The organism is Vibrio sp. D173a, assembly GCF_030248475.1.
This window is the reverse complement of the sequence record NZ_JAHGAH010000825.1, coordinates 1-1990: the sequence shown is the minus strand read 5'-3', so window position 1 is coordinate 1990 and position 1990 is coordinate 1. Positions and strand designations below refer to the sequence as shown.

Genomic DNA, 1990 nt, shown 5'->3' with positions numbered 1-1990 from the left:
AATGATGTGGTTGAATCTGTCGTTGAACTTCTAAAGGACGCATAGTGCGCTCCCTGCTGACTCTATTGTCGGCACTGATCATCTTCTCCTACCCGATTGCGGTCTATTTCGGCCTCAACAAGTTTGGCCTTCAGGCCGTAGGAGGAGTGTTGGCCGCCGTATTCTTGGTCCGAATCGTGACCGGTGGCCAAGCCAAAATTAAAGAACTTAAGCACCTTGCTTGGGTTAGTGGTTGTGCAGGGCTGGTGCTATTACTGCTGGGCATCACGTTCAAACAACACGGGTGGCTCACCTACTATCCGGTAATCGTCAACGCCTGCATGTTGACGGTTTTTGCCCTAAGCCTGACTCAGCCACAAACAATCATTGAGCGCCTTGCAAGATTGCAAGAGCCAGACCTGCCGCAGAGTGGGATTGATTACACAAGAAAAGTCACCAAAGTATGGTGTGGATTCTTTGTGCTCAACGGTTCAATCGCCCTCTATACTTGTTTCCAATCACTTGAAGTGTGGACACTCTATAACGGTTTAATCAGCTATCTACTTGCAGGGCTGTTATTCGCCGTCGCGTGGCTAGTCCGACAACGCGTACGCCAAAGCTAACATTATGAACACAAGTTATACTTCTCTCGCTCAACTTTTTGAGACGGAGCGCCCTCTCGATTCAGTGATCTGCTTTGACGATAAGTCAGAGGTTCACTGGCAAGACTTTCAGCGCGATGTATCGCAGCTGTGCCGTCTACTGTCGGGTGAGTCTGCCGAGCGTATCGCTATCTGCACTCAAGACAGCTACCTATTTACCCTTGTGTTTATTGCTTGCGCGCTGCGTAACAAGCAGATTGTGTTGCCAGGTAACTACCAACCAGAAGCACTCTCAGAGCTCAGCAGCCAGTACGACCTATTGATGGTTGATGAGAGTATTCAAACGGTTAACCGAAGCGATGTTCAACTCATCAATGAACTGCTCACCTCAGACGAGCTCAGCAACCCAATCACTGAAATGATCGACTTGCAGGCAGTAAAACTGGTCTTGTTCACCTCTGGGTCGAGTGGCGCGCCAAAAGCCATTCATAAAACACTAGAGCAGCTCGATATTGAGATCGCACAACTGAGCAAAAACTGGCAAACCATGCTTGTTGGAAATCGTGTTCATAGTACAGTGTCGCATCAACATATCTACGGCCTACTGTTTCGCGTCTTATGGCCATTATGCTCATCTGTGCCCTTTTCGCGCTTTAACCTCGAATACCCTGAACAGATAATCTCGCATGCCGATTCGAAGATCGTATTGATGAGTAGTCCTGCGCTACTTAAGCGACTTTCTGAAGAGCAGAACGCTAAGCCCTTAGTCGCAGTTTTCTCATCAGGAGGCCCTCTGCCGTTAGACGCAGCTCAACAAGCACAAAATCTCTTTGGTGAGTTGCCAATCGAAGTATTTGGCAGCACCGAGACCGGTGGAATCGCCTATCGACAGCAAGCGACAGCTCAGACACCTTGGCAACTGTTCTCTTGTATTCAGGCACAACTTAATCAAGAAAACTGCATCAAACTGCTGTCACCTTACATCGACAAAGAACAGTGGTATCAAACGGCAGATGAGTGTGAAATGGTTTCTGACGATCAGTTCATCCTCAAAGGTCGCACCGATCGTATTATCAAGATTGAAGAGAAACGCATCTCTCTGGTTGAAGTTGAAAAGCGTCTTGAGCAGCTGCCGTGGATAAAAGAGTGCGCCGTTATCCCATTTGAAGAGCCAAACCGTTTGATTCTTGCCTCTGTGATTGTGCTTTCCGATGAAGGAAAACAGACGCTCAATAGTGTCGGTAAGGGCAAGTTTTGGTTACTATTACGCAATGAATTAAGAAAATGGCTTGAGCCCATCGCAGTGCCAAGACGTTTTCGAGTGGTCGAAGAGGTCCCACTCAATAGTCAAGGCAAGCGACTCACATCGCAGATCGAAGCGATCATAAACGCGCAGTAACTCGCCCTCA

Annotated in this window: 2 protein-coding genes; both read left to right on the top strand. The window is 48.1% G+C overall.

The genetic code is table 11. From position 1 onward, the window contains the following. Nucleotides 1-44 precede the first annotated feature (44 nt). Nucleotides 45-602, top strand: a complete 558-nt coding sequence (locus tag KIV40_RS29580; protein ID WP_285352824.1) for a hypothetical protein — start codon at nt 45-47, stop codon at nt 600-602. Nucleotides 603-606: 4 nt separating this feature from the next. Beyond that, nucleotides 607-1980, top strand: a complete 1374-nt coding sequence (locus KIV40_RS29575) for an AMP-binding protein (protein ID WP_285352822.1) — start codon at nt 607-609, stop codon at nt 1978-1980. The last annotated feature ends 10 nt before the right edge of the window (nt 1981-1990 follow it).

Coding starts and splice junctions, on each gene's coding strand:
- KIV40_RS29575 (WP_285352822.1), top strand. CDS start 607: ATGAACACAAGTTATACTTCTCTCGCTCAACTTTTTGAGACGGAGCGC.